Raw genomic sequence first — 7,931 nt, 5'->3', positions numbered from 1 at the left:
GTTCACTGCCGCACAGGCAGCTTAGAAATTAAACTGGCTCGGTTGTGTCACCAGCAGAGTGTTCACTGCCGCACAGGCAGCTTAGAAATGAAGAGCTGGAGCTTGCACGATGATTGATCCGTTCACTGCCGCACAGGCAGCTTAGAAAGCAGGCTTTGCGACCATGCACTTTGTGCGTTCGTTCACTGCCGCACAGGCAGCTTAGAAAATAACCTAGTCGAGCTTTTCTTGAGTAAAAGCGTTCACTGCCGCACAGGCAGCTTAGAAAGCCAGCCTCTTCCATATCACTAGACGCGCCACGTTCACTGCCGCACAGGCAGCTTAGAAAAATCGAAAAAACAAAAGAAGCCATCAACGACTGTTCACTGCCGCACAGGCAGCTTAGAAACAGCGGCACGAAAACCATGTAACGGCGTTTCAGTTCACTGCCGCACAGGCAGCTTAGAAATGCACGCTGAAAACTGGTTTTATGCAACAGCGGTTCACTGCCGCACAGGCAGCTTAGAAAAAATCGATCCGATGATAGACGCCATAGACCAAGTTCACTGCCGCACAGGCAGCTTAGAAAACATATTTTAATAGTGGACTCTAGTCCCATTTGTTCACTGCCGCACAGGTAGCTTAGCTGATGAGTGACCGATGTAACCCCGTTCTAAGGGGCTTACAAGCACAGCTAATTTAAAAGGGATGCATGAATTAGTACTATCCATAAAAAAGCCAGTTGAATACAATAACTGGCTTTGTGGTTTTAATTAGGCGATTACCTTATTTGCGTGCATCTTTGGGGGCGCCGCCTTCGGGCCAGTCGTTTGCTTTAGCGGCAAATACAGGGCGCGCTAAGTGGCTAAAGTAATAGGCAATATCAACGGCTTGTTGATCAGTTAAAATACCTTCTTGGCCTAGAGGCATGTTGCCTTTTATAAATGCAGCAGCGGTGTAGGTGCGCGCCATGCCTGCGCCATCGTTAAATGAGTGTTCACCAGCAACAGCGGGAAACATGTAATTGCCATTTGGGTACAAGCCGTTTGCATCTAGCTGGTGGCAGCTCGCACAATGTTGTGCATAGAGTGTTTTGCCGTTATCAGCGTTAGGTACTAGGTCTTTATTTATGGCAACAAAACCATTGTGATCTTTTAAATCGTCTTTCGTTTTTTTGTCTTGCGAGAGAAAGTTCATGTAACTCACAATAGCTTGCATTTGGGTTGAGTCGGTTATTAATGGTTGACCGTTCATTGAGCGCTGAAAGCAGCCATTGATACGCTCTTCTAGGGTGTTTATTTTTGCATTACGTGAACGAAATTTAGGATACACCACATTCATCCCCACATACGGGGCGGCGTTTGCTACGCGGCCCTCGTTTAAGTGACACGAGCTACAGTTAAGTTTGTTATTCACGTTATTGGGTAATTGGTTATAGGTATCAATAATTAATAAGCGTCCGTAGCGAATTAAGTCTGATGCGGGGCTGTTGTCTAACGCGTTAATATTGGGGGTTGATAACGAATTAGGGTGGCTGGCCGACAAGTTGGTAATGACAGGAGCATTAAGCAAAGCTTGTTGTACTGCTGACACAGGCTCAGGCTCAGGCTGTGGTTGTTCGTGGGTTACGCTTTGCTTAGTTGTCTTTTCTGCACTGCTAACAGTATTTTCGGCAGAGTTTGCCGCGTCGGCTTTAGGGGTTGATTCAGAGCACGCGAACAGCGCTAACATCACAGAAAAAAGTACAATATGGTGGAGTTTAAATATAATTTGACCCTAGGGTATAAAAGAGGCTGAAGTATACGCCTAGGCTACGATTTATCTACGGCTTTAACTCGTTTTGTAGGCGTTATTTTAAATTAAAAATGGCACTCTAAAAATATAGTTAAACATTGGCACTAATGCAGAGAAAGTTATTAATAGGGTGTAAAAAAACGGCTCTATGAGTTGCAGCTGATAATGACTAAAGTGTGTAGAGGGGTGAGATAGCTTAGTCGTATTTCTGACTAAGCTATTTATTGCGGTAAATTTAAAAGAGGCTTAGTATTTCTTTTTGGTCATTTTAAGTTGGGTATCAAACTCGTCAGGAAACAATATAGTGCCATCGTCGTCTTCGGTTGGAAATACGGCAATCAGTAAGTCATCTTGTTCTAGCCCTGGCGTCCAGCGGTTTATCCAATCTTGCATGGGGATGGCTTTAGGCGTACAACCTTGCCATTCACCAGTGGCCCATGCTTGTGCAAACTCGCGGGTTGGCCATACGGGTACGCAATCGTCATCTTCGTTGGTGAGCATCACGCAGCCATCGTCGTCGTTTAAAATCCATACTTGTTTATATTGCTGCGTGGTTTCAAACATAAAGCTGAGTCGCTTTTTGGCACCTAGGCCTAAAATTACCTCGTGTTCTGCGGTGTTATTTGCTGTGGTCATAATGCTTACCCTATGTTTATTACTAAGTTATTAGTTGTAAGTATATCGATTTATATGACACTAGGGTGAAAAGTTGGCATTTAATTTACACCTCATAGATCCCGTCTGTGCTGCCACGAGTATAACTGTTGTTTATTTATTTGAGCGATCATTCAAAAATAACCTTGAATGTGAAAAAAATGGCCATATTAACACTCCACACTTGCTATTAAGGCTAAGCGTTACGTGCTTAGCAAAACTTTATTAAAGGATCCATGATGTCAATTGACTTACTTGCCCCTTACCAATTAAACAGCAGTATAGAACTTAAAAACCGTGTACTAATGGCACCCCTTACGCGCTGTATGGCTGACGATAATTTAGTGCCTACACAAGCCATGGTTGATTACTATGCGCGCCGTGCCGACACCGGATTAATTATAAGTGAAGCCACAATTATTCGCCCCGATGCACAAGGCTATCCAAACACGCCAGGGTTATTTACCAGTGAGCAAATTCAGGGCTGGAAAAAAGTAACCGACGCAGTTCATAACAATGGCGGCAAAATGTTTGCCCAGCTTTGGCATGTTGGCCGTGTGGCTCATCCACACTTTTTTGATGGTGACGTACTTGCGCCATCGGCCATAGGTGTAGAGGGCTCGGTACCGCGTATGCGTGAGCTTACTTACATTACGCCAAAAGCAGCAAGCAAAGATGAGATAAAAAGTTTAGTGGCCGATTACGCCAAAGCCGCTGAAAATGCTATTGAAGCCGGTTTTGATGGGGTTGAGATCCATGGGGCGAATGGTTATTTAATTGACCAGTTTTTACATTATGCTGCTAACGAGCGTACTGATGAATACGGCCAAACGCCAGAAAACATGGCGCGTTTTGCGCTTGAAGTGACTGATGCTGTTATTGCCGCGGTGGGTAACGAACGTACTGCGATGCGGGTAACGCCGGGTGCATATTTTAATATGAGCGAAGATAGCCGTGATAAAGCAGTATTTGACTATTTATTACCGCAGCTAGAAACACGCGACCTAGCTTATTTACACGGTGGCATTTTTGACGATAGCACCCGTTTTGATTCACTTGAAGGTAAAACCACCTCGGAATTTTTACGTGCAGGCTACAAAGGCACCTTAGTGGGTGTAGGCAGTTACAGCTTTGAAACAGCAAAAGAGGCGATTAACGACGCTAAGTTTGACTTAATCGCCATTGGTCGCCCACTTATTGCCAACCCAGATTACATTAATAAAATTAGCAATAACGAAACACTGGTAGAATACAGTGACGACATGCTTGCTGAATTAAAATAGTGGTTAATTATAGTTAGCTATTAAGACACCCAAAAGGAAACTTTTGAGTGTCTTTTTTTATACATATTGCCGCCATAAATTTTCCATATTTGTTTAATTTATATGTAAATAAAGTTCATTTTAGTTGTCATAATTAAAATTGATACTGTCCCCGTTTTCATAGTTACTTTTTATAATTTGAATCAAACGGGACAACAATGCACGCTTTAAAAAACAAATCGCTTTTGAGTATGGCAATCGCTATGGCGCTATCAACATCGGTTTATGCGAATAACAACGAAATAGAAGAAATTACGGTCACGGCAAAGCCAATTAGTTATGCAAATAACGTGATTGAACCTGGCATGCTTGAGCAACAAAGTACGGTTTCGAGCGTGTTAGCTGTTATTGATAACTTGCCCGGGATTAGCATTAATGAAGGGGATGCATTTGGTGGTGATGATTGGTCTACTACCATTACGATGCGTGGGTTTAGTATTGACGGTAATCAACAACAGCTCGGCATGACGGTAGATGGCATCCCCAATGGGGGGTCTAATTACGGTGGCGGTGCTAAAGCTAACCGTTACCTCGATAGCGAAAACCTGGCGACAGTTGAAGTAGGCCAAGGGACATCTGATATTAAGTCGGCATCGCTTGAAGCACTAGGCGGTACATTCAACTTTGTAAGTAAAGATCCCAGTCTCGAAAAAGGCACGACGTTTGCTTATACATCGGGCAGCCACGACGCTTCGCGTTATTATATTAAGCACGAAACAGGCACTGTGTTTGATAATACTCAAGCGTATGTCAGCTATTCACAAACCGACACGAGTCGTTGGATTGGCTCAGGCAGTAATGGCGGTAAAGATAATCACCATGCTGAGCTTAAGTTTGTATCTAATTTTAATGATTTAACCCTAACCGGACGTGTGTCTTACGACGATGTGAGTGAGACTAACTACAACAGCGTGAGTATTGCTCAATTTGAGCAAACACCCAACTGGGATCAATTAACGTGGAACTGGACGGGTGTACCGCATTTTGATCAAATGTTTGCTGAAGGTTGGGGCACGCTGCGTGAAAACACCTTAGGTTATTTAAAGTTTGAATATGCAATTTCACCTACATCATTATTAACGATTAGCCCTTATTATCATAAAAACGTGGGGCGTGGTGACTGGATCCCACCTTATTTAACAACCCCAGTTGATGAAAACGGCGAGCCAACAACACAAGGCGGTACTAATGCCGGCTCGTATGGCTTTGCTGATAGCGAAGGTAACCCGCTTGCACCTAACCCAGGCTGTACGGCAAGCTTAAGTTGGCCGTGGGAGTCGGGGCCTGGTTTAAATCCGGCCTGTTACGACGATACAGCCACTCCCGTTATGTCGTATCGCCATACCCATTACAACAAAGATCGTTTAGGTGTAACCGCTAACTACCAAGCGACGTTTGGTGATCACGATATTGAGGCTGGTTTTTGGTATGAGCAAAGCGAACGAGAAGAGTCGCGTGATTGGCACAAAGTAATTGATGCGCGTATTTTTCATCATTTTGAAAACACCCCTTACTGGACGCAGTACAAAAATACCTTTGATACAGATACGTTCAAATGGTACATCCAAGACTCTATTAACTTAGGCGATTTAACGTTAAATATTGGCGCTAAACAGTATTTAGTTGAGTTACAAAAATATGATCATTTTGCCAATGAAAGCTCAGCTAAAGTAGACAGCGACTCTGATGTGTTATTTAGTGGGGGCGCGTTATACCAGTTAAATAACGATACCGAATTATTTGCAAGTTACAGCGAAAACTTTGCTGCAATTAAAGACGGGGTACTAGAGCGCGACAGCTCAACACTGACTGAAATAGAACCAGAAACAGCAAAAAACATTGATTTTGGGATACGCTACCAAGCCGATAAATTAACGCTTAGCGCGACGGCTTACAGTGTTAAGTTTGATAACCGCATTACCTTTATTGCACCTGGCAGTGATTCAGGCGGAATTGATTACACTATTGGCACCAATGGCTCATACATAAACGTAGGGGGCATCAATTCTAAAGGGTTAGAGCTTTCTGCAAGCTATATGCTCACACCAAGTTGGAGTGTGTATTCGTCGTACACCAATAGCAGCTCTGAATATTCGTCTAATGATCCAAATGCATATGACTCACAAGGGGTATTACTACGAGATAACGATGGTAACACTGCAGCGCCGAGCTTTAAAAAAGGCGATAGCTTAATAGATACAGCGGAAGATTTACTCGTTGTCTCTACCGATTACTTTAGTGACGGTTTTCGTGTTGGTTTGTCGGCTAAATACACCGGTGAGCGTTTAGGGGCATGGCAAGACGAAGACACGCGAGCACGCAATAAAGTAGACGGCTACACGGTACTCGACTTTAATGCCGGCTACTCAACCGACGTAGACGCAGGGCCGTTTAAAGCCATTGATCTCTCGTTTGTGGTTTATAACATAACCGACAAAAGCTACCTAGCAGGTGGCACAGGTAATGGGACTAGTTACTTTATTGGTGCGCCTCGTACAGCGGCGGTTACCTTTACTGCAGATTTTTAAGTCGTAATGTAAATTATTTTAAGCCCATAATTAATGGGCTTTTTGTTATAAAAAGAGGCTGGTAACAAGATGAAAACGATTTTAAAAGTAAGTGTATTTAGTTTAATTGCCTTAGCGAGCGACGTTGCAGCGGCAGTACAAAACACGACACCAAACGTCGTGTTGGTAACGCTTGACGGTGTGCGCTGGCAAGAAGTGTTTAGTGGCGCAGATAAAAACCTCATTAATAATTCCGATTTTGTTAAAAACCCTGAGCAGCTAAATACAGAGTTTTGGCATAACAGCCCGATAAAGCGCCAGCAACTGCTGATGCCATTCCTGACTCAAGTTGTGGCTAAACAAGGGGTAATAATGGGTAATCGAGCGCAAGGGTCACTGATGTCGGTAAGTAACCCGTGGTACTTTTCGTATCCGGGCTATAGCGAAATACTTACTGGTGAAGTGGATGAAGGTATTAATAGTAACGATAAAATTCCTAACCCAAATCACACTATATTAGAGCGTTTGGAGCGCCAACCTGCGTTTAAAAATAACACCGCCTTATTTGGTAGCTGGGATGTATTTCCTGCAATACTTAATACTGAGCGCAGTAAGGTATATGTTAACGCCGGATTTATGCCAATTGAGGAGGATTTATTTGAAAATGCGCCACTGTTAAATGCCATGCAAAATGAAATTCCGAGCCCTTGGAGTAATGTACGATTAGATAGCTTTACTTACCGGTTTGCTAAAGCGTATATGCTAGCTAAAAAGCCCAAATTACTAGTAATAAGTTTAGGAGAAACCGATGACTTTGCGCACGATGGTGATTACCATGCGTATTTAAAATCGGCAAAACAAAGTGATGCCTTTATAGCTGATTTATGGAATACCATTCAAACAACACCGGGTTATAAAAATAACACCACCCTCATTATTACCACAGATCATGGCCGTGGTAGTCATGCAAGCGACTGGCAACATCATAGCTCTAAGCGCGCACTGGCTGAGCTACATTTAGGTGAGAATGCCTACCCAGAAGGAATTGTCGGCTCTGAGCATATTTGGCTTGCAGCCATTGGCCCTGCAATTAAAGGCAACGGCTTGATTAAAACCACGACTGAACTTAAGCAGGCACAGGTTGCAGCAACGGTGTTAAAAGCGCTTGGCCAAAACCCTCAGCAAATAAATGCCAATATGGCACCGGCTATTAATGAGATTTTAAAATGAAAATGATAACCACGGCAGTGTTAACCAGCTTACTTGTAAGCTTTGCTGCCTTGAGTGCGCCCTCTAAAATACTGTTTGGCTCGTGCGGGCATCAAGATAAAGACATTCCTATATTCGATGCCATAAACCAAGAGCAGAGCGATTTATTTATATTTTTAGGAGACAACATTTACGGTGACACTAATAATATGAGCGTCCTTGCCGATAAATATCAACGTTTAGGGGCAAAGCCCGGTTTTAAAACACTAAAAGCGCAAACGCCCATTATAGCTATGTGGGATGACCACGATTACGGCCAAAACGATGCCGGTAAAGAGTACCCGCACAAAGAACAGTCGCGGCAAATAATGCTCGATTTTTGGCAAGAGCCGGCAAACTCACCACGACGTACTCGCCCCGATGGCATTTATACCTCGTATATGTATGGTGAAGGTGAGCACACTGT

6 protein-coding genes and 1 CRISPR repeat array are annotated in these 7,931 nt (G+C 43.5%); of the genes, 4 read left to right on the top strand and 2 right to left on the bottom strand.

Going from position 1 to position 7,931, the window contains the following annotated elements:
• Nucleotide 1: 1 nt before the first annotated feature.
• A CRISPR array of direct repeats spans nucleotides 2-628; the repeat unit is 27 nt; unit sequence TTCACTGCCGCACAGGCAGCTTAGAAA.
• A 137-nt stretch (nucleotides 629-765) separates the two neighbouring features.
• Nucleotides 766-1,710 (bottom strand): c-type cytochrome, encoded by a 945-nt coding sequence (locus ABYB02_RS11975; protein ID WP_372762677.1) that lies wholly within the window; start codon nucleotides 1,708-1,710, stop codon nucleotides 766-768.
• A gap of 309 nt (nucleotides 1,711-2,019) precedes the next feature.
• Nucleotides 2,020-2,409 carry a DUF2750 domain-containing protein gene (locus ABYB02_RS11970; protein WP_372762676.1) on the bottom strand — a complete coding sequence of 130 codons (390 nt, stop codon included), beginning with the start codon at nucleotides 2,407-2,409 and terminating at the stop codon, nucleotides 2,020-2,022.
• Nucleotides 2,410-2,666: 257 nt separating this feature from the next.
• Between ABYB02_RS11970 and ABYB02_RS11965 the strand changes: the two genes are divergently transcribed.
• From ABYB02_RS11965 to ABYB02_RS11950, 4 genes are all read left to right on the top strand, one after another.
• On the top strand, nucleotides 2,667-3,710 hold the full coding sequence (locus ABYB02_RS11965) for an alkene reductase (RefSeq protein ID WP_372762678.1): 1,044 nt from the start codon (nucleotides 2,667-2,669) through the stop codon (nucleotides 3,708-3,710).
• A gap of 197 nt (nucleotides 3,711-3,907) precedes the next feature.
• Nucleotides 3,908-6,277: a TonB-dependent receptor domain-containing protein gene (locus tag ABYB02_RS11960; protein WP_372762675.1), complete on the top strand. Its 2,370-nt coding sequence runs from the start codon at nucleotides 3,908-3,910 to the stop codon at nucleotides 6,275-6,277.
• A 69-nt stretch (nucleotides 6,278-6,346) separates the two neighbouring features.
• A complete protein-coding gene (locus ABYB02_RS11955) occupies nucleotides 6,347-7,486 on the top strand; it encodes an alkaline phosphatase family protein (RefSeq protein WP_372762674.1) in 1,140 nt (379 codons plus the stop codon).
• A partial coding sequence (locus ABYB02_RS11950) for an alkaline phosphatase D family protein (protein ID WP_372762673.1) occupies nucleotides 7,483-7,931 on the top strand: 449 nt, incomplete at its 3' end. The genes ABYB02_RS11955 and ABYB02_RS11950, both read left to right, overlap by 4 nt.

It is taken from the genome of Pseudoalteromonas sp., assembly GCF_041613455.1.
GTDB lineage: Bacteria > Pseudomonadota > Gammaproteobacteria > Enterobacterales > Alteromonadaceae > Pseudoalteromonas.
Note: the sequence above shows the minus strand (reverse complement) of the source record. Positions and strands in the feature narration are given on the sequence as shown.